Here is a 22402-nt window from a genome sequence, read left to right as displayed (position 1 = left end):
TTATATTCTTTAATTATTCTTGTCAATCTAGATTAGAAATAGTATTATTTAAGAAAGAAAGACTGGGAGGGGAACCAAATGGACAATATATTGGTAAAAAATGCACTTGAAGAATTAAAAGAAGCCAATATTCGTATTACTCCTCAACGATATGCGATTTTAGAATATCTAATTGAGAATCATAGCCATCCAACCGCTGATGAAATTTATCGTTCGTTGGAAGATCGTTTTCCTAATATGAGTGTAGCTACTGTATATAACAATCTGCGATTATTTACAGATATCGGTTTTGTTCAAGAAATGAATTATGGCGATGCATCAAGCCGTTTTGACTTTAGTTCTAAAAAACATTATCATGCGATTTGCCAAAACTGTGGTAAAATTGTCGATTTTCATTATCCAGGTTTGGAAGATGTGGAAATGGCGGCAAGTAAGTTGACAGGTTTTGAGATTAATGAACACAGATTAGAGCTTTATGGACTATGTCCAGAGTGCCAACAAGCAGAAAAAAAATAAAAGGAGTGAAAAAATGAAATCTATACATACAGAGAAAGCGCCAAAAGCGATTGGACCTTACGTTCAAGGGAATATCGTAAATGGTCTGTTGTTCGCTTCAGGACAAGTACCATTAAGTCCTGAGACAGGAGAGGTTGTTGGTTCTACAATAGAGGAACAAACAAAACAAGTCTTGAAAAATATTGCGGCAATCTTAGAAGAAGCAGGAAGTGATTTTGATCATATTGTAAAAACAACTTGTTTTTTAAAGAATATGAATGATTTTGCAGCTTTTAACGAGGTCTATGGTTCAGCTTTTGTAAATCAATTACCAGCGCGTTCCGCTGTTGAAGTAGCCCGTTTGCCAAAAGATGTTCTTATTGAAATAGAAATTATTGCGGAAATAAATGAATAGCATTTTGTTTTCACAAGCTGAGAAAGAGTTTTTTCTCAGCTTTTTTTATTGTAAACACTACATTTTTATTGTTTTCCGAAATATTACATAGGATAATCCAGTTAAAATAAGAAGAGTTTGTGAAAAAATATGTTTGCGATTCACAAGCAAAGAACTCGAATGTGTCCTTCCGCTTTGTTATATTTCTAGTATACCAATAGATTCATAATGAGTTCATTGGTGAAAAATTTAACTTGAAAGAAGGGATTTACAAAATGAAAGTCGTAGTCGTAGGATGTACGCATGCAGGAACTGCAGCAGTCAAAAGTATTTTAACAAATCACCCAAATGCGGAGGTAATCGTTTATGAGCGAAATGATAATGTGTCATTTTTATCATGCGGTATCGCTCTGTATGTAGGAGGTGTCGTAAAAGAAGCATCTAGCTTGTTTTATTCAAGCCCAGAAGAACTTGCGTCACTTGGAGCTACCGTCAAAATGGAGCATGAAGTCGAAACGATCGACGTGGATCATAAAACAATTACTGCAAAAAACTTACACACGGGTATAGAAGAAACCGTTTCGTATGATAAATTAGTAATGACAACCGGATCATGGCCAATTATTCCGCCAATCAAGGGAATTGATGCTGAAAATATCTTACTATGTAAAAACTATAATCAAGCAAATGTGATTATTGAACGAGCGAAAGATGCAAAAAAAGTTGTTGTTGTAGGTGGTGGATACATTGGTATCGAATTAGTAGAAGCATTTGTGGAGTCAGGAAAAGAAGTCACTTTAATCGATGGATTAGATCGTATTTTAAACAAATATTTGGACAAGCCCTTTACGGATGTTTTAGAGAAAGAACTTGTTGATCGAGGTGTGACTTTAGCACTAGGTGAAAATGTTCAAGAATTCAAATCTGATGCAAGCGGACATGTGAATAAAGTAATTACTCCTAGCCAAGAATTTGAAGCAGATATGGTCATTATGTGTGTGGGATTCACTCCAAATACTGTATTGCTTAAAGATAAAGTGGATATGATGACTAATGGTGCTATTGTAGTAGATAAATATATGAGATCAAGCAATCCAGATATTCTTGCTGCAGGTGATAGTGCAGTTGTACACTATAACCCGAGTAATTCAACTAATTACATCCCATTAGCTACGAATGCGGTCCGTCAAGGAATGCTAGTTGGCTATAATTTAATTGAGGAAAAGCTTGCATACCGTGGGACTCAAGGGACTTCTGGACTCTATTTGTTCGGTTGGAAAATTGGATCAACAGGTGTAACGTTAGAAAGTGCGAAAATGAACAATTTAGAAGTTGAAGCAACACAATTCGAAGATAACTATCGACCAGAGTTTATGCCTACAACTGAAAATGTGATGATGGAATTAGTTTATGAAAAAGGAACAAATCGTATAGTAGGTGGTCAATTAATGTCTAAATATGATATTACTCAATCAGCCAATACTTTGTCATTAGCTGTTCAAAATAATATGACTGTTGAAGATTTGGCCTTATCTGATTTCTTCTTCCAGCCACATTTTGATCGCCCTTGGAACTATTTAAATTTACTAGCTCAAGCTGCATTAAAGGATATTGCCAAACATTAATAGAGAAAAACTAGAGTTTGAGATAAATAAAACTCTAGTTTTTTTGTAAAAGATTAATGGTTTGCCTTTTATGTCTATTTTTGAGAAACTTATCATGTTAATTGAAATGGGGTGTGTGTTTGTGAAAGGACAAAGAGGAACTAAAGAAATTGTCATACGTTCCTTATATGCTTTGATTGGTGTAGCAATACTATCGTTTGGAGCGGCAACATTACGAGTGGGACAAGTCGGATTAGATCCTTATACTGCAGCTAATATTGGTATAGGTAGTATTTTAGGTCTTTCATTAGGAGTTTATCAGCTCATTATCAATATTATTATTTTGGGATTGGTATATATTTTCGGGAAACAGTATATCGGTATAGGGACATTAATCAACATGATATTGACAGGATTCTTTATTGATTTTTATACGTGGATTTATACAAACGTGCTTACGATTAAAATCAATCTACTCATTCAACTAGTATTACTTGTTGTGGGTGTATTGATTTTCACTTTTGGTGCATCATTTTATATGTCTGCTAAACTAGGAAATGCTCCGTATGATGCAATTGCTCCGATTATTGTCGACCGCACTCATGCACAGTATCGGTTCGTAAGAGTGATTCAAGATGTCTTTTTTGTAATATTAGCCTTTATTTTTGGAGGCCCAGTAGGAATTGGTACAGTAATAAATGCTTTTTTCACAGGACCGCTAATTGATTTTTGGAACAAAAAAGTAAGTGTACCTATTATTGAAAAAAATTTAAAAAGATGATGCAAATCATTAACTTTAGATTATTTAATGAAATCTTACTAGGTTCTTTTTATTGTCATTTATTTTGATTTTATGAGTCGGAGATACAACTCCAAAAGTTGTATCTCCGACTCATTCTTTTTGTAGTATTCAAAAAATAAATTGTTAGCGCTGACAATTAAAAACCTTTAAAAGGACATATTATTTGAGTAATATTAAATCGATTCAATTATTTAATTTCATTAAAATTGGATTAGTATATACAAGGTCGGAAAACCTTTCTATATTAATGATATTGGCGTTTTTTTATACAGTTATATTTGTTTTTTTATTTTTATATTAAAAAAAAATAAGCATTTACGATTCATATCATTTCCAAAAATATTATAAAGGTTATAAAATCCATAGGTAGAAGCTTAAATAAATTTTTATGTTGCTCACATTTTTTGAAAGGAGAGTGTCTATTGGTTTTAACTAGCTTCTAACATCTTTTTATTATGCAATTTTAGTTTAAATGCAGGAGGAGGACAATTATGAAAAATGATAAGCAGAAGAAAAAAAATGGTACTAAATCAAAAAAACAAAATAAGTATCGTGCATTATCGTTAGTGTTAACAAGTAGTTTGGTTATTGCACCCCTGACTGTTCCATTGACATTTTATTTACCTGGGGGAATTACGGCTTCTGCTGCAATCTTAGATGCAGAGATTTTGTCTAATATCACAAGTTCTAATGATAGCGGAACTACAAGCGGAGCTCCTTGGGCATCTGATGGGTCCTCTAAGAATGTTGATTTCACAATTTCAGGAAGTGCGCTAGTAGGCGGATCGGTCATTAAAACTGGAACAAAACAAGCTGTTTTGACAGTCCCAACGCAATTAAAAGGGAATGTAACGCCTAATGGAACGGCTCAAATCAATACGAATGTCACTATTACAGTTGGACAATTGTCATTTTTGACTGCTACTTTAACAGCAGCAAATAACTTGGCAACATTATTAAATCAAATTAGCAGTGGTACAATAGCTTCACTAACGGGCGTTACACTGGATTTGACTACAGTTCAACAACAATTAAATCTTTTAAACAATATTGAAAACTTCGGAAGCGCATCATTCACTTCTACTCCAACGCTTTCGGCTGACGGTTCATATATTAGTGCTAATATTGACGATGGTCTAGGGGTGGTATTATCACAAAATATTACAACTATCCTTCAAAATTTAAAATCAGCAGTGGATGCTTTACACGCGACAGGAACTGGGTTAACAGGTCCCGCATCAGCAATCCTTATTAACACGGCCTTAGCACCAGTGAAATTAGCTGTAGATGGTGCTATTAATACAGCCGTACCATTAGTTCAAGCTGGTGGAACTGGTTTTAATCAATTACTAGATGCATCTCTTTTAGGTTCAACAACTATCAATATCCCTACAACAGTTGTTAGCCCAACAAACTTAACTCAAAATTTAGATGCAAAATTTGTTGGTACTGTGGTTCAGACAGATACCATTGATGTAAACTTACTAAATACTGCAAACGGTGTTTCAGATATTTACTACGCAGGGACTGCAGCTGTTGTTCAAGCGCCAGTTGTAACGAATACAACTGGAACATCTGCAACAGGCTATACAGTAACAGGAACGGCTACAGCTGGCGACACGGTAAATATTCTCAATGCAGGAGGAACGGTAATTGGCACAGCAACAGCAGATCCAAGTGGTAATTTCAGTGCGACAATTGCTCAAGGAAAAGCAACAGCTAGTGAAGCATTAACAGCTGTCGCAGTTGATGGAGGCGGCAACCAAAGTACGCCTACACCATTTACAACACCAGCTGATCCAACGGCAGTAGCCGCTCCAGTTGTTACTAACACAACTGGAACATCTACAACAGGCTATACAGTAACCGGGACAGCAACAGCTGGTAATACAGTGAACATTCTTAATGCTGGAGGCACAGTTATTGGAACCGCAACAGCGGATCCAAGTGGTAATTTCAGCGCAACAATTGCTCAAGGAAAAGCAACAGCTAGTGAAGCATTAACAGCTGTCGCAGTTGATGGAGGTGGTGACCAAAGTACGCCAACACCATTTACTACACCAGCTGACCCAGTTGTAATTCCAGCACCAACAGTAACTGGAGTAACTGGAACATCTGCAACAGGTTACACAGTAACCGGAACAGCAACAGCTGGCGATATTGTTTCAATTAAAAATGCAGGGGGAACTGTTATTGGAACCGCAACTGCAGATCCAAGCGGAAACTATACAGCAACAATTCCAACAGGTTTAGCTACGCCAGAAGAAGCACTGACAGCAACTGCTTCTGATGGAAGTGGAAACCAAAGTCCAGCCACACCATTTACCACACCGGCAGATCCAGTTGTTGTTCCAGCACCAACAGTTACAAGCGTGACAGGAAACTCAGCAACAGGTTACACAGTAACCGGAACAGCAACGCCTGGAGATACAGTGTCAATCAAAAATCCAGGGGGAACTGTTATTGGAACAACAATAGCTGACCCAAGTGGTAACTATACTGCGATAATTCCAGTTGGTTCAGCCACACCAAACGAACAATTATCTGCAGTCGCAACAGATGGTGCTGGAAATTCAAGTGTCGGTACACCATTTACTACACCAGCAGATCCAGTCGTTGTTCCAGCGCCAACAGTAACAAACGTGACAGGAACATCTGCCACAGGTTATACGGTAACCGGAACAGCAACACCTGGAGATACAGTGTCAATTAAAAATACAGGTGGCACAGTTATCGGATCAGGAGTGGCAAACGCTAGCGGGAATTACACAGTAACGATTCCAACAGGTTTGGCAACACCCGTTGAACAATTAAAAGCTATTGCATCTGATGCAGACGGCAATCAAAGTACAGCCACACCATTTACTACACCAGCAGATCCAGTCGTTGTTCCAGCACCAACAGTAACAAGCGTGACTGGAAACTCAGGTACTGGCTATACAGTAACAGGGACAGCACCAGCAGGAGACCTTGTATCAGTCAAAAATGCAGGTGGCACAGTTATCGGTACAGCAATAGCTGATCCAAGTGGAAATTACACACTTATAATCCCAACTGGAGCAGCAACACCAAATGAACAGTTAACTGCAACAGCAACAGACGGAGCTGGAAATTCTAGTGCAGGAACATCGTTCAAAACTCCTGCTGATCCAATTGTGGTACCAGCACCTACGGTAACAGGGGTAACGGGAACAGCAGCTACAGGCTATACAGTAACGGGGGCAGCAACACCTGGAGATACAGTGTCAATTAAAAACACAGGTGGTACAGTGATTGGTACAGCAGTAGCGAACGCTGGTGGAAATTATACAGTAACAATTCCAACAGGCTTAGCAACACCCGTTGAACAATTAAAAGCTATTGCATCTGATGCAGACGGCAATCAAAGTACAGCAACACCATTCACTACACCAGCAGATCCAGTCGTTGTTCCAGCACCAACAGTAACAAGCGTGACTGGAAACTCAGGCACTGGTTATACAGTGACAGGGACAGCACCAGCAGGAGACCTTGTATCAGTCAAAAATGCAGGAGGCACAGTTGTCGGTACAGCAATAGCTGATCCAAGCGGAAATTACACACTTGTAATCCCAACTGGAGCAGCGACACCAAATGAACAGTTAACTGCAACAGCAACAGACGGAGCTGGAAATTCTAGTGCAGGAACATCGTTTACCACACCAGCTGATCCAGTAGTAGTTGTGGCCCCTACAGTAACAGGAGTAACAGGAACAGCAGCAACTGGTTACACAGTAACGGGAGCAGCAACACCTGGAGACACAGTGTCAATCAAAAACACAGGTGGTACAGTAATTGGTACAGCAGTTGCGAACGCTGGCGGAAATTATACAGTAACAATTCCGACAGGTTTAGCAACACCAGTAGAGCAACTAAAAGCAGTTGCATCTGATGTAGACGGTAATCAAAGTACAGCAACACCATTTACTACACCAGCAGATCCAGTTGTTGTCACTGCACCAACAGTAACAAGCGTGACTGGAAACTCAGGTACTGGCTATACAGTAACCGGGACAGCGCCGGCAGGCGATGTAGTAACAATTAAAAACTCCGGTGGTACAGTAGTTGGCACAGCAACAGCAGATCCAAGCGGAAACTATACAGTAGTAATTCCAGCAGGAGCAGCAACACCAAATGAACAATTAACTGCAACTGCAACGGATGGAGCAGGAAATTCTAGTGCTGGAACATCATTTACTACGCCAGCAGATCCAACGGTTGTCACTGCACCAACAGTAACTGGCGTTTCGGGGAACTCTGGAACAGGCTATACAGTAACAGGAGTTGCAACACCTGGAAATACAGTATCAATCAAAAATACAGGTGGTACAGTAATTGGTACAGCGGTAGCAAATGCTGGTGGAAACTATACAGTAACAATTCCAACAGGTTTAGCAACACCAGTAGAACAACTAAAAGCAGTTGCATCTGATGCAGACGGCAACCAAAGTACAGCAACACCATTTACTACACCAGCAGATCCAGTCGTTGTCCCTGCACCAACAGTAACTGGTGTTACAGGGAACTCAGGTACTGGCTATACAGTAACAGGTACAGCGCCAGCAGGCGATGTAGTAACAATTAAAAACTCTGGCGGTACAGTTGTCGGTACGGCAACAGCGGATCCAAGTGGGAACTTTACAGTAACAATTCCTACAGGATCGGCAACACCAAATGAACAACTCACTGCAACAGCAACAGATGGTGCTGGGAACTCAAGTGCGGGTACGTCGTTTACTACACCAGCAGATCCAGCAGTTGTGGTAGCACCAACAGTAACAGGAGTAACTGGTAAATCTTCAACAGGTTATACAGTAACTGGAACAGCAACACCTGGAGACACAGTATCAATCAAAAATACAGGTGGTACAGTAATTGGTACAGCAGTAGCAAATGCTGGTGGAAATTACACTGTAACAATTCCAACAGGTTTAGCAACACCAGTAGAACAACTAAAAGCAGTTGCATCTGATGCAGACGGTAATCAAAGTACAGCAACACCGTTTACAACACCAGCAGATCCAGCAGTTGTTCCAGCACCAACAGTGACAAGTGTCACAGGGAACTCTGGAACAGGCTATACAGTAACAGGAACGGCGCCAGCAGGCGATGTAGTAACGATTAAAAACTCCGGTGGTACAGTAGTTGGCACAGCAACAGCAGATCCAAGTGGAAACTATACAGTAACAATTCCAGCAGGAGCGGCAACACCAAATGAACAATTAACTGCAACAGCAACGGATGGAGCAGGGAATTCAAGTGCTGGAACATCATTTACTACACCAGCAGATCCAGTAACTGTTATCGCGCCAAGTGTAACAGGAGTAACAGGGACAGCTGCAACAGGTTATACAGTGACCGGAGCTGCAACTCCTGGAGACACAGTAAATATCAAAAATACAAATGGTACTACTATAGGTACAGCAGTAGCAAATGCTGGTGGAAACTATACAGTAACAATTCCAACAGGTTTAGCAACACCATTAGAACAATTAAAGGCGATCGCCTCTGATCCAGACGGTAATCAAAGTACAGCAACACCATTTACTACACCAGCAGACCCAGTCACGGTCGTTGCACCAACAGTAACAGGAGTAACTGGTAACTCAAAATCTGGTTATACAGTAACTGGTAAAGCAACTGCTGGCAATACTGTAGAAATTCGAAATGTAAGTGGAACAGTAATTGGAACAAATGTTGCAGACTCCAGTGGAAACTATACAGCGATAATTCCAGTTGGTTCAGCAACACCAAATGAGCAATTAAAAGCTGTAGCTAAAGATGGAAGTGGTAACACTAGCTCTGCTACACCGTTCAAAACACCAGCGGATCCAAAAGTTGTCGTTCCTACACCAACAATAAGTAAAGTAAGTGGGAACTCACTAACTGGATATACAATTCTTGGTAAAGCAGCACCTGGAGACAAAGTAGAGATTCGTAATGTGGATGGTACTCTTCTGGGTCAAGCAGTCGCAGGAACAGATGGTGTATTTGAAATTAAAATTCCTATCGGATTTGCATTCCCTAGTGAGGCATTAAAAGCAATTGCAAAAGATAGTAATAATAATCAAAGTGAGCCAGCTAACTTTAATTTACCACCTGATTCAATTTCAAGATCTGTTACTCCACCAAAAGTAATTAGTGTAAATGGTAATTCAACAACTGGTTATACAGTAGTTGGAACCGCTGATCCTGATGATGTTATCAAAATTTATAACGTAAACGGGGTATTAGTGGGAACAGCTGAAGTTGATGGTTCAGGTAACTACAGTGTCAAATTACTGATTGGCATGGTAATGCCAAATGAGAAAGATACAGCGGTCTCTGTTGATCCAGATGGTAATCTAAGTGCCCCAACTGAATTCCTTATACCAGCTGATTCTGGTAACGGGAACGGGAACGGTAATGGTAATGGTACTAATAATAACGGCAACGGCAGCAGCGGTCTTTTAACCAGTAATGGAAGATACGGCTCAGGAACTCAAAAAGATCTCCCGAACAATGGAGAAATAGTTAACAATTGGGGATTAGTGGGAGCATTGTTACTTGGTGGTTTAGGAGTATTCGGCTTTATACGTAAAAGTAAAAAAGAAGAAGAATAAAACGCTAAATTAGCCTTCTATAAGTAAAAACATGAGGTGGGATGTATGTCCTATCTCATGTTTTTTTATAGTACACCTGATTGTTTCAAGCTAATTTAGCATTTCGTATAAAGGTTCTTTCTTTCTGCTCATTTTTATCGTAAAATGACAATATATAAATAAAAGGGGAGGATATAGACATGCCGATTCGTGTTCCAAAAGAATTACCAGCAATTAAAGTGTTAGAAAAAGAGAAAATTTTTGTAATGGACGAAGATCGCGCTATGCACCAAGATATTCGCCCGTTGGAAATTCTAATTTTGAATTTGATGCCTAAAAAAATTGAAACAGAAGTTCAGCTTTTGCGGCTATTAAGTAACACACCTTTACAAATCAATGTAGAGTTTTTACACATGAGCAGTCATGAAGCAAAAAATACTTCAAGAGACCATTTAAAACGTTTTTATCATCAATTCGATGAGATAGAGGAAAAATTTTATGATGGCTTGATTATTACAGGTGCACCGATTGAGCAACTCCCATTTGAACAAGTTGATTATTGGGAAGAGTTGCAAAAAATTTTTAAATGGAGTAAATCTCATGTATTTTCGACTTTTCATATCTGTTGGGGAGCGCAGGCCGGACTCTATTTCCATCATAATATCAAAAAATATTCGTTAGAAGAAAAATTGACTGGCATTTATGATCATGATGTATTAGAGCCTACTTGGAGCATCTTAAAAGGGTTTGATGATGTATTTTTAGCACCACACTCTCGTTATACCGAAATTAGAAGAAGTGATATAGAAAAAGTTAGTGAATTAAAAGTGTTGGTTGAATCAAAAGAAGCCGGTCTTTTTTTAGTAGGAAATAAAAATAATCGAGCTTTTTATGCAATGGGTCATCTAGAATATGATCGCGAGACATTACAACAAGAATTTGAACGCGATCAATTAAAGGGATTATATCCCACATTGCCTAAAAATTATTTCCCAAACAATAATTATGAAACATCTCCGCAATTGAGATGGCATATGGCAGCCTCATTGTTATTCTCTAATTGGTTGAATTATGCTGTGTATCAAAATACTCCATATGATTTAACTAGGTTATTGGGTTAAAAGATTAAAGCTGCAACAAGATGATTTAGTGATATATGTTTTAGTTTTATTTATCTAAAAACATAAAAATGATAACGCTGTCTTTTTTATATATTAACGCTATTTATTCGATGCATTCTCTTTTCCTTTTAGTGAAAATAAACGTATTATATAAAGAAAGGAGGAATGTTTCAATTTCTTTTAATAATCAAAAGGGAAGTAGATGTTCATGAAGTAAGTTAAAAGTAATTTAATCAATTTTAGTGAGGAGAATAAGTATGAAAATGCCAAAAAGGTTTTTAGGTGGATTAGTTATTGCAATTTTATTTTTGCTTTCATTTGTTCCAGCTTTTGCACAAGAAATCGGAAATATTAGCGCTCCAACAGGTATAAAAGCAGTGATTGTGATTATTCCGTTGATTTTAGTGTTGGTATTATTGTTTTTAAAAGTAGATATGATTATTGCGGGATTTGTTGGTGGCATATTAGCGATGATTATTGGAGGAATCGGTTTAGAACAAGCGAACAAACAATTACTGGAAACCATACCTATGATGTTGGGTATCACTGTCCCGATCATCAATTCAGCAGTTGCGATGGCTGTTTTTAAATCGGGTGGTTATTCAGCAGCGCTAACATTAGCTAAACGAGGAACGAAAGGCAAAGTCGAATATGTTTCAGCCTTTATTGTTATATTATTGGCTGCTGCAACGTATATGTCCGGTATCGGTGGTGGTAGTGCGATGGTAATAGCACCATTGGCATTTGTAGCTGTAGGTGTAGTTCCAGAGTTGATAGCAGCGATGTCACTTGCTGCAGCCGTATCATTTACAACATCACCAGCGTCATTAGAATCAAGTATCGTCTCCAAGCTAGGAGATTTTAGTGTTGCTACGTATGTTTCTAATATGCGTCCGATTTGGCTTTTATTTTGTGTTTTGGCAATTATTTTGGCCTTTTGGGGAACAAAGAGACGAAATATCGGTTTTAAAGAAAATGCGGATGATGAATATGCAACAATGAGCAATAAGCAATTATTCAAATTAACATTACCAGCTATTTTTTTACTTTTTGCTGTTATTTTTGGTCCTATCGTAAATGACCTAGTAGGTTTTGCTTTATTAACACCATTAGTTTATATGGTTGTAACGATTGTACTAATCTTTATTTGTACAACATTTACTTTGAATGAATCTGTTGAAGCAATGGTAGATGGTTCAACTTATATTTTGACTCGGTTATTCCAAGTGGGGATCTTCCTTGCTTTCATTAATATCATTGCACAAACTGGAACTTTTGCTGTTATTGCAGGTATCGCTAGTGCAGCACCAACCATGATTATGGTTCCTGTCGCAATTTTAACGGGAATTTTAATCGGAGTTCCCGCCGGTGCGTATGTAGGTTCTGTCTTAACGCTGGTTTTACCAGTCGCAGTATCATTAGGTTTTTCTTCAATCGAACTTGGTTTAGTTGCTGTTGGAGTAGGGTTAGGTAGCCAAATGAGCTTTGTAAATATAACGATGCAGGCACTATCATCAGGGTTCCAAATTCCAATTCTAGAAGTGGTAAAAGGCAACATAAAATGGATAAGTGCAGCATCAATAGTTTTAATTGGAATTGGTTTCTTCATTTAATATAAAAAAGGGGTGGAAAAAATGGATATATTAATTAAACAAGCGAGATTAAACGATAGTGAACAGTTGCAAGATGTCGGAATTAAAGATGGGAAAATCATTGCCATTTCAGAAAAATTGACGGATGATGCAGTTACAGTGATTCAAGCTCATGGACGTGTGCTGATTCCTGGTTTAGTAGAAAGTCATATTCATTTGGATAAAGCATTAATAGCTGATAGAAAACCAAATAAATCGGGTACATTACAAGAGGCAATCAAAGTTACAGCTGAACTAAAACCAACATTCACTGAAGAAGACATTTATCAAAGAGCAAAAAAAGCGTTGGAAATGATTATCTCTCATGGTGTCACTGCGGTTAGAACTCATGCGGAATTTGATCCAGCACAAGGATTTTCAGGTTTCAAAACGATTATGAAGTTAAAAGAAGAGTACAAGGATTTAATTGATATGCAAGTTGTAGCATTTCCTCAAGAGGGGATTTTTAAAGCACCAGGTACTGAAAAGATGATGTATGAAGCTATGGAGATGGGAGCAGATGTTGTAGGAGGAATTCCTTATAATGATGCACCAGCAGAAAAGCATATTGATGTAGTTTTTGAAATTGCTAAAAAATATAATAAAGATATCGATCTTCATCAAGATTTCAGTGATGAAGCAACAGATATTTCTATTGAATATTTATGTAAAAAAACAATTGCTGAAAATTATCAAGGAAGAGTTTCTGTAGGACATTTGACTGCATTACATGCATTAAAACCCGAGCGATTAAAAGAGATCATCACACTGATGGCAGAAGCTAATATTAGCGTTATGGCACTTCCAGCTACCGATTTACATCTTGGAGCCAGAAATGATCAGTATAATGTAAGAAGAGCGGTAACGCCAATTAGAAAGTTACGTGATGCTGGAGTTAATGTGTGTCTTGCAACGAACAATATTCGTAATGCATTTACTCCATACGGCAACGGTGACTTGATGCAAATCGCAATGTTAGCAATTCCTGTCGGGCATCTTGGTGGAGCTGACGATTTACCAACAGTCTTACCAATGATAACAAATAATCCTGCAAAAGCATTAGGCCTTTCAAATTATGGTATTCAAATTGGAAATAAAGCGGACTTAGTGTTGTTAGATACAAAGGTTAAAGCGGATGCGATTATCGATATCCCGGAAAGAAATTTTGTTATCAAAAACGGCAAAATTACTGTTGAAGTAAAAAAAGAAGTAACCATTTTTAAATAAGAGATGTTAAACAGCTAATTATGAACAGGATATTCTTGTTTATAGTTAGCTGTTTCTTTCTATCTCTGCTCAAGTTACCATAAATATGTTATGTAAACCTTAAAAAAAGCTCTATTCTCAATTAAATTACATAATTGAGAAAATTAAGCTTGAATGCTTGTTATTTCATGTGATTATATGATACTCTTTATTATGTAATAAATAATATTGGAGGTACATGAAATGAAAGTTATTGTTTTAGGTTCATCACATGGTGGTTATGAAGCAGTGGAGGAATTATTAAATCTTCATCCCAATGCAGAAATTCAATGGTATGAAAAAGGAGATTTTATTTCTTTTCTATCTTGTGGTATGCAGCTATATTTAGAAGGAAAAGTAAAAGATGTCAATTCTGTTCGTTACATGACTGCTGAAAATATGGAAAATAGAGGAGTCAGCGTCTTTTCAAATACTGAGATTACTGCTATCAATGCGGAGGAACATCAAGTTACTGTTAAAGACTTAATAGCAGATACAGAACGCGTTGAAGAGTACGATAAATTGATTATCAGTCCAGGAGCCGTTCCTTTTGAATTAAATGTTCCAGGTAAGGATTTAGAAAATATCTATTTGATGCGTGGTAGAAAATGGGCCATCAAATTGAAAGCAAAAACAGTTGATCCAACTGTGAACAATGTAGTAGTTATTGGTAGTGGTTACATTGGCATTGAGGCTGCAGAATCCTTTGCTAAGGCAGGTAAAAATGTCACAGTTATCGATATTTTAGATCGTCCTTTGGGCGTTTATTTAGATAAAGAATTTACAGATGTTCTGACGGAAGAAATGGAAGCGAATAATATCAAAGTAGTTACAAACGAAACCGTACAAAGTTACATCGGAGAAGGACAAGTTCAAAAAGTTGTAACGGATAAAAATGAATATAAAGCTGATCTTGTTGTCGTTGCAGTAGGAGTTCGTCCTAATACAGGCTGGTTGAAGGATACACTGGAGTTACATCCTAACGGTTTGATCAAAACAGATGAGTATATGCAAACAAGTGCTGCAGATGTATTTGCAGTGGGAGATGCTACGTTAATCAAATACAATCCTGGTGAGACTGAAGTGAATATTGCTTTGGCAACAAATGCAAGAAAGCAAGGTCGCTTTGCAGTGAAGAACTTAGAAGGACCTGTAAAACCTTTCCCTGGTATACAAGGTTCATCTGGTTTAGCTGTCTTTGATTATAAATTCGCCTCAACAGGAATTAACGAAGAAATGGCTAAAAAGTTGAATAAGAAAACAAAATCAGCTTTAGTTGTTGAAGATTATTTAATGGATTTTAATCCAGATAAACAAAAAGCTTGGTTCAAACTTGTTTATGATCCAGAAACAACTCAAATTTTAGGAGCACAATTGATGTCAAAAGCTGATCTAACAGCAAATATCAATGCGATTTCATTAGCAATTCAAGCAAAAATGACGATAGAAGATTTAGCCTATGCTGACTTTTTCTTCCAACCTTCATTTGATAAACCTTGGAATATTATCAACACTGCTGCTTTAGTGGCAATGAAAAATGAACAATAATTTTCTTTTAAAAGCTGTTGCAAAACTATTTTTAGTTTTGCAACAGCTTTTTTAGCATTCTTAATTCTGAAATAATTTAAATGTAATTTGAATGATAGAAAAAAGACTTTAGGTATGGATTTATCACTAATATTGTCTCTTTCTTCTTAATAATTTAGCCATTATAAACTTACTTAAGTTAAATTATTTCATATATATTGATTTAATAATTCGGGTTATTTAATGTTGAGATAAACAAATTGTTAGTATTAATTTTATTTTCTGTAATATTTCTACTTTATACTCAATCAGGTACTACAAAAAGTGAACAAGGAGAGATACTATGTTTAAAAAAGTGTTATTTTTATTTTGCATTACTTTATCTGGAGCAATTATTCATACTGAGGAGGTTCATGCATCTGAATTAGAAAATAATCAAGTAATGTCAAGCAGAGCTATTCAAAACGATAAGTATGAACCCGTAGGTAATCCCAACGTTTCGTACCCGCAAATTGTTATTAGAACGAACCGGACAGCTGAACGAACAGACATGAATGATGTAATAAAAAAAGCTGACAACGCAGCAGATCAATACCCGATAGAAGATAAAGAAAACAGAGCTAAAGCGGTAACACAAGAACTTACCAAAGAATTTGGCAGCGGTAGATTTGGCCATACCTGGATTATTGTATTTAATAGTAATAAAAAAGGGGATGCTACAACATATGGTTATCATGAGAAATACGGCTTTGTAAAAAACGGAAAAGCTGGTGACAGAAATGATAATCCAGAACGCAAATTTCATGTTGAACGCGCACTGCCACTAGATAAAAACATGACTACTGAGAAATTAGAAAATGAAATTATACCAACACTTAACAAACAAAGTGCCGAGATTGGAAAAATCATGGGGATTCCTATCGAAAATCCTTCTAATGGTGCCTATACACCAATAAATAACTGTGCTTGGTTTGCTGGCAATGTTTGGAATTTTGCAACCAACACTGGATTGATTTTCACACAAAACTTTGATGGAGCAGCTCATGGTAATTATTGGGGGATGCCATTTTTATCAATGGTTAAAGAAATAGCTGATCCTGGAATGGTTGCTGAAAGTTTAGCTGCTTTTTAATAAATAATAGTAAGACTGTAGTAGATATAAATTTACTATAGTCTTTTTTCTATAAAAATAGAAAAGTTTTAGCACTTATAACAATTCGTCGATAGTGTGTTAAACTTAAAACAAGTATATTAACTACTAAAATAAACGTTACATCAAGGAGTTACTTTTATGATTACTAAATTGCCGTTGAATAATAATGATCATTGGATCAACATCAATACAGATGATAAAGATACATTGGAAAAGCTATATGAAAAATATGATATCGATGAAGAAATTGTTGCCTATTCTTTAGATAAAAACGAAAGAGCTCATCTAGATTACGACCAGTCTACAAATACATTTGTCTTGATTTTCAATGTTCCTAACCAAAATAAAATTGATGATCACTACGAAACTATTCCTATGACTTTTATAGTCAAGGGCACGCAATTAATTACCGTAACAAACAATACCAATCATTATGTTTTTTTTGAGATGAAAAAATATTTAGCTCATAATTCTCACACAACTATTTTTAATTTTTTATTTAACAGTTTATTCTTGATTGTTGATTTATTTTTTCCCCTCGTTGAAGAAATGAATATGGATCAGAAATTGATCAATCATAAATTGAAAAATAAAACGACAAAACAAAACTTACTTTTATTATCAGATCTCGAGACAGGGATTGTGTACTTTGTTTCCGCTTCAAAGCAAAATGTTGTTTTACTTGAACAGGTCAAGACACACTATATTTATCGTGTTCTAACTGAAAATGAGAAAGAACAATTAGAGGATGCATTGATTGAAGCAAGACAGTTGGTAGAAATGACACAGTTATCTTCACAAATTTTGCAACAGTTATCAGGAACGTATAACAATGTATTAAATAATAACTTAAATGATACGATGAAAATTTTGACAGTTTTATCAATATTACTAACAATCCCTACAATAATAACCGGTTTTTTTGGAATGAATATGCCACTACCCTTGGAACATAATGTTTTTGGGTGGATTATTACGATTGTAATAAGTGTGGTACTGTGGTTTGGACTGTCATTAATATTACGTAAATTAATGAAGTAGCAGAAAAAGACGAGAGGGGACACCGTTTTAGGCTATTTTTATGAATCTAAAATATTCCTAATAAACTAATCTTATAGTTGATTTAAACCCTGATTCAGAAAAGACTTTTGGCGATAGATCATTTTGATGAACTGCAGTTAAAAGTCTTTTAATGCATAGGAATAGAATTTTTGGATATCCAAAAAAACTTCGTCCTTCACGGTGGAATTCCACAGAAAACGAAAAGACTTTTCGGAATGTGTAAACTAATAAAAATGTTTCTTCTAAATAAGACGTTGATTCTCTAGAGTGAATTTTTGTATAACAAACGAACTGAGGTAGGCATCCAGAGAAAACATAGGTTTATTGACGATCGGTTAAGATTTAAATCTACTTTGTATAATGTATATTATGTAAACTAGAATAAATAGATAAATCAATATGATTGTTCATTCTAGCTTCTACCTCTATTTATAAATAAAAACCACATAAGACCTTTTAGTGCCTACGTGGTTTTTATAAAAAATTTTTAAAGTATTGGTGATAATAATCTTGAAAAGTTTTGTTTAAAACGCAACCAATGTGATTGCTCCTTTATAATATTATCTGTTAACAAGATGCTTTGTTCCATGTCTTGTTCAAATATTTGTGTTAATTGACATGAGATTTTTGTATCGTATATAAATGTACTCACTTCGAAATTCAATGCATAGCTTCTAATATCTTGATTTGTTGTACCAACCATGGATATCTCATTATCAATAATCATTGTTTTGGCATGTAAAAAGCCATTTTGATACATATAAATCTTGATGCCTCTTTTATGGAGATAGTTTGCATAGTATTGTGTTGCACGGTAAATAAACGGATGATCTGGCATACACGGAATCATAATACGTACATCGATACCTGAACGAACTGCAATCAATAAAGCGTTAATCATACTATCATCAGGAATTAGATACGGCGTTTGTATCCATACGGATTTTTCTGCAGATAAGATCATTTTGATGAAGCCGCTTTTTAAAATTTCTTCTTCCGAATCAGGTCCGTCAGAAACGATTTGTAAAGCTAGATTATCAAGCTGGCTATCTTCAGCAATTTGAAAATAATTCTCCTGATAGTCCATTTTTTGTGCAGCATGCTGCACAGATGCATTCCAATCCATAATAAATATTTCCTGTAAAGAAAAAACAGACGAGCCAACTATACGAATGTGTGTATCACGCCAATAACCAAATTTCTTACTTTCACCTAAATATTGATCGCCAACATTAAATCCACCAGTCCACCCTATTTTCCCATCAATTACTACCATTTTACGATGTAAATGATAATTTAAACGAGTCTTGCTGATCATGTTTTTAGAAGTAATAAAAGGTGTTACTTTCCCACCGAGCTCGACAAATTCTTTAAAAAACTTTTTGTTTGCTCCAGGAGACCCCCACGGATCATAAATCAGGTGAACTGACAGTCCCTCTTTCACTTTTTCTCCTAGTAAATCTAAAAATTGATTTCCTATCTTATCATTGAAAAATGAGTAGTATTCCACATGAACAGTTTCTTTCGCTTGACGAATATCTTCAAATAATGCGGCAAATTTTTCTTTTCCATCTGTATAAATTTTCAAGCTATTTCGTTTACTTAATGGCGAAGAATCCATATTTCTAAAGTATTTATTGAGTACACGAGCATCGGTTAATAAATTGATATCTAACGTGCCGTCAGCTTTTAAGTTATCATCATCGACTTTGTGTTTAATTTTTGTGATTTGTTCTTTATCATAATTCGTCAAATTAAACACTTTTTGACCATTGATTCCTCTTCCGCAAAAAATATAAATAATAAATCCAATACCTGGTAAAAATAGTAAAGTCATAATCCAAGCTAAAACGCTTGAAATGCTTCTTGGTTTTCTAAAAACGGTAATCAGTGCTGCTGTGGTATTTAATAACAATAACCCCAAAAGTATGATGATAAAAATTCTCATCTGTTTTCATTTCTCCCTCTATTTACATAATATATTGATTATAGCAAAAACTATCCATTCATCCAACAAATATAACATCACTATAAGTAATAGTTTGTAAAGAAAAGACTAACTATACTTTTGGCCCATTACCTATTTCAATTCTCATAAACTTGTACTATAATATGCTGATATATTTAATTGAAAAGAGGCTCACAGAACATGGATTTTAAAATGTTTTTTATGATTTTTGTTATAAACTTTTCTTATATAACATTGAATACCATTCGTTTTATGTTGACTATGAAAGGTTATCGATTGATTGCTCCTTTGGTAAGTATGGCTGAAATAACTATTTATGTCTTAGGATTAAGTATGGTTCTTAATCGTTTAGATGATCCTTTGAATTTAGTTGTTTACGCTTTAGGGTATGCTGTAGGAATCAGTGTTGGAATTAAAATTGAAGACTATCTGGCTTTAGGCTATATCATGGTCACGGCAATTCTTCCTTCTTCAACTGAACAACTAAATTTACCTGAAATTTTAAGAGAACACGGCTATGGAGTGACCCAAAGTTTTGGTCATGGACGTGAAGGTGAACGAATGATTTTAGAAATCCTGTCTCCCCGTAAAAATGAACGTAGTTTGTACAAACTAATCAATGAGACAGAACCTAGAGCATTTATTATTTCTTATGAGCCAAAGTTTATCTCAGGAGGCTTTTGGACAAAGAAAGTACGAAAAAGAAACAACTAAGTAAACAACGCCTTCTTCTTTTATTAATTAAGAGGCGTTGTTTATATATTCACACTATTAGTTTACATAATATAATTATAGTTAATTAGTTATTTAAAATAATGAAATGAAGTGGATTTTTGAAAACAATCACTAAATAATACACTGTATAATTGTTTTTTTAAGAACACTCGTTGATTTTGATCTTCGATGGATTGCCATAGCGAATTTAACTCTATTTTCAGCGTATCTAATGATTCTTGAATGTCCGCTGAAGGTACATAGTCTTTAAGAATAGGCGTTGCAAAATAAACTTGTCCCTCTGTATTTCTTTTTAAATCCCCAGTTAATAATAATGCTTCTTGAAATATATTCTTTTTACCCTGATCAGGTTTACTTCGTTTAGTTGCACGAATCACTTTTTGAACTTGAGGAATAAAATAATTAATATCTACATCACCAATTAAGCTTTGCAATGCCTCAAATCGTTGAGGTAATTCAAGTCTTTGAGCAAGTATAAAGAAATAGTTTGCCAAATCAAACGGGATAGTGTTATCTGAGAAGATAGAAACAACACGCATGTTCGCAGTCCCCTCTTCCCTTCTGTTTAAAAATACTGGGAGACTTTGTGAAGAATTGTCCACACCAAAAAAATAATTTCCATTTTCTCCTTCGAAAAGCATGGACCATAACCATTCTCCGAATACAAAGTAACTCATACCTATATCTTCTTTTATAATCATTTGTATTGATTGTTTGATTGAATCACTTACTTGTAACTGAGACTCTTTTTTTGATGAATAGATAGGAAATGATACAGTATATCTTCTGTTTTTACGTTCAAGAAGATTGTATTTGATTAATTTATCCAGATAGAGTTCGAGATTGCTATCTGTCTGAATATCCAATTTTAGTTGCCGTAATATCACTTCTTGTCCCTCGCGTTCCAAAAGGTAATCCACTATTTTTTTGAACAATGGATCAGACACGATTTTATTTAAGGTTGCGTCGTATTTATTTGATCCAAAATAATATGCTACATTTTCCAAAGTCAAATCACTCTTCCTTTTTTCAATCTAGTAGCAAAAACCACAGATGGCCTTATAATTGCTCCATCTGCGGTTTTGTTTAAAAGATGTGTAAATTTAGCTAAAGGCTTCAGTTAATTGAGGAACGACTTGTTTTTTACGTGAAACAACCCCATTTAAGAATGCACGGTTATTTTCTAAACTCACATTAAATGCTGCTTCTACTTTATCTAATGAATCACCGATTACTAACAGTTCAGAATCACTATTTAAAATATTTGTGATAATTAAAACAAATAAATCATAGCCTTTTGAAGAGTTTTCGTTCTTCATAGCCGCTTCTAATTCTGCTTGACGATTCAACACGTCATTTAAATCAACTGTATTCACTTGAGCGATGCGGACGTTTTTATCCCCCATTGGAAAGCTTTTAGCGTCTAAATCTAATAGCGTTTCAGCAGATTTATCATTTAAATTCGTACCAGCTTTTAACATGTCTAAGCCATAGCCATCTAAATTGATTTCTGCTATATCAGCTAATTCATTCGCTGCATTAATATCTTCTTGTGTGCATGTTGGAGACTTGAATAATAACGTATCAGAAATGATTGCTGATACCATCATTCCAGCAATTTGCTTAGGAATAGTAACGTTATTTTCTTTAAACATTTTCAAGACGATTGTGCTTGTGCAACCAACTGGTTCTGCACGATAATACAAAGGATCCGCTGTTTCAAAGTTAGCGATACGATGGTGATCGACGACTGCAAGGATATTTAATGTTGCAATATCAGAAATACTTTGTTGAAACTCGTTGTGATCGACCAACATTACTTGGTTTGTTTCACCAGCAGCACTTTCTACCACTCTTGGTGCATCAACGTTAAAATAATCTAAGGCATATTGTGTTTCTTCACTTGGCGTACCTAGAGCTACTGCTTCGGTATTTTTTCCAAGTTCTTTTTGTAAATAAGCAAAGCTGATAGCAGCTCCGATTGCATCTGTATCTGGATTTTGGTGTCCAAAAACAAGAATTTTTGACATAATTATAGTTCACTCCTTCTTTTTCTTCATTACTA

Annotated in this window: 15 protein-coding genes; 12 read left to right on the top strand and 3 right to left on the bottom strand. The window is 35.9% G+C overall.

All coding sequences use genetic code 11. The features are described 5' to 3' along the window. The first annotated feature begins 78 nt into the window (after nt 1-78). The 11 genes from perR to AC4BB2_RS06860 all read left to right on the top strand — a co-directional run bounded on the left by perR (nt 79) and on the right by AC4BB2_RS06860 (nt 17612). Nucleotides 79-516: a peroxide-responsive transcriptional repressor PerR gene (gene perR, locus AC4BB2_RS06910; RefSeq protein ID WP_490472234.1), complete on the top strand. Its 438-nt coding sequence runs from the start codon at nt 79-81 to the stop codon at nt 514-516. A gap of 13 nt (nt 517-529) precedes the next feature. Beyond that, a complete protein-coding gene (locus AC4BB2_RS06905; RefSeq protein ID WP_490472233.1) occupies nt 530-910 on the top strand; it encodes a RidA family protein in 381 nt (126 codons plus the stop codon). 254 nt (nt 911-1164) lie between these two features. After that, complete coding sequence (locus AC4BB2_RS06900; protein WP_490472232.1) at nt 1165-2514, top strand: NADH oxidase; 1350 nt, start codon at nt 1165-1167, stop codon at nt 2512-2514. Between the two features lie 94 nt (nt 2515-2608). Further along, nucleotides 2609-3274 carry a YczE/YyaS/YitT family protein gene (locus AC4BB2_RS06895; RefSeq protein WP_490472231.1) on the top strand — a complete coding sequence of 222 codons (666 nt, stop codon included), beginning with the start codon at nt 2609-2611 and terminating at the stop codon, nt 3272-3274. Nucleotides 3275-3786: 512 nt separating this feature from the next. After that, a complete protein-coding gene (locus AC4BB2_RS06890) occupies nt 3787-9915 on the top strand; it encodes an Ig-like domain-containing protein (protein WP_490472230.1) in 6129 nt (2042 codons plus the stop codon). Nucleotides 9916-10094: 179 nt separating this feature from the next. Further along, entirely contained in the window at nt 10095-11015 is a 921-nt protein-coding gene (gene metA, locus AC4BB2_RS06885; protein WP_490472229.1) for a homoserine O-acetyltransferase MetA, read from the top strand. A 257-nt stretch (nt 11016-11272) separates the two neighbouring features. After that, on the top strand, nt 11273-12628 hold the full coding sequence (locus AC4BB2_RS06880) for a citrate transporter (protein ID WP_490472228.1): 1356 nt from the start codon (nt 11273-11275) through the stop codon (nt 12626-12628). Between the two features lie 21 nt (nt 12629-12649). After that, a complete protein-coding gene (locus AC4BB2_RS06875) occupies nt 12650-13873 on the top strand; it encodes an amidohydrolase family protein (RefSeq protein ID WP_490472227.1) in 1224 nt (407 codons plus the stop codon). Between the two features lie 222 nt (nt 13874-14095). After that, nucleotides 14096-15439 carry an FAD-dependent oxidoreductase gene (locus tag AC4BB2_RS06870; protein WP_490472226.1) on the top strand — a complete coding sequence of 448 codons (1344 nt, stop codon included), beginning with the start codon at nt 14096-14098 and terminating at the stop codon, nt 15437-15439. Nucleotides 15440-15761: 322 nt separating this feature from the next. Further along, a complete protein-coding gene (locus AC4BB2_RS06865; protein WP_490472225.1) occupies nt 15762-16550 on the top strand; it encodes a hypothetical protein in 789 nt (262 codons plus the stop codon). A 159-nt stretch (nt 16551-16709) separates the two neighbouring features. Beyond that, a complete protein-coding gene (locus AC4BB2_RS06860; RefSeq protein WP_490472224.1) occupies nt 16710-17612 on the top strand; it encodes a magnesium transporter CorA family protein in 903 nt (300 codons plus the stop codon). Between the two features lie 508 nt (nt 17613-18120). On the opposite strand, the gene cls is transcribed toward AC4BB2_RS06860, so the two are convergent. Further along, the gene (cls, locus tag AC4BB2_RS06855; RefSeq protein WP_490472223.1) at nt 18121-19581 is read right to left on the bottom strand and encodes a cardiolipin synthase; all 1461 of its coding nucleotides are present in this window, start codon (nt 19579-19581) and stop codon (nt 18121-18123) included. Between the two features lie 201 nt (nt 19582-19782). Here cls and AC4BB2_RS06850 point away from each other — a divergent pair, with 201 nt between their 5' ends. After that, nucleotides 19783-20316 carry a DUF2179 domain-containing protein gene (locus AC4BB2_RS06850; protein ID WP_490472222.1) on the top strand — a complete coding sequence of 178 codons (534 nt, stop codon included), beginning with the start codon at nt 19783-19785 and terminating at the stop codon, nt 20314-20316. Nucleotides 20317-20405: 89 nt separating this feature from the next. Here the strand turns inward: AC4BB2_RS06850 and AC4BB2_RS06845 are convergent, their stop codons facing one another. Together AC4BB2_RS06845 and AC4BB2_RS06840 are read right to left on the bottom strand one after the other, a co-directional pair. Beyond that, a complete protein-coding gene (locus AC4BB2_RS06845) occupies nt 20406-21344 on the bottom strand; it encodes a DUF1803 domain-containing protein (protein ID WP_490472221.1) in 939 nt (312 codons plus the stop codon). Between the two features lie 96 nt (nt 21345-21440). Next, complete coding sequence (locus AC4BB2_RS06840; RefSeq protein WP_490472220.1) at nt 21441-22367, bottom strand: manganese-dependent inorganic pyrophosphatase; 927 nt, start codon at nt 22365-22367, stop codon at nt 21441-21443. Nucleotides 22368-22402 lie beyond the last annotated feature (35 nt).

Source organism: Enterococcus sp. AAFC-DPL-5146 (assembly GCF_058216635.1).
Note: the sequence above shows the minus strand (reverse complement) of the source record. Positions and strands in the feature narration are given on the sequence as shown.